Raw genomic sequence first — 223 nt, 5'->3', positions numbered from 1 at the left:
CGGGGCGCAGGTGTCGCTGGTGTTGGGGCACGGTTCGGCGGGTTCGGTTGATCCGCAACGGGCCTTCCGGGAGATGGGGTTCGACTCGCTCACCGGTCTTGAGCTGCGCCAGCGGTTGCAGACGGCGACGGGGCTGCGGTTGCCGTCCACGCTGGTCTTCGACTACCCGACGCTCCACGCGCTCGCGGGCTATCTGGACGAGCAGATCGGGGGCACCACCGCA

Annotated in this window: 1 protein-coding gene; it reads left to right on the top strand. The window is 69.5% G+C overall.

All coding sequences use genetic code 11. The annotated features are described in order from the left end of the window. Window positions 1-10 precede the first annotated feature (10 nt). On the top strand, window positions 11-223 hold a 213-nt coding region (locus tag IH54_RS41215; protein ID WP_043183812.1), incomplete at its 3' end, for an acyl carrier protein.

The sequence above is a fragment of the Streptomyces sp. NRRL F-5123 genome, assembly GCF_000721495.1.
Classification (GTDB): domain Bacteria; phylum Actinomycetota; class Actinomycetes; order Streptomycetales; family Streptomycetaceae; genus Actinacidiphila.
Note: the sequence above shows the minus strand (reverse complement) of the source record. Positions and strands in the feature narration are given on the sequence as shown.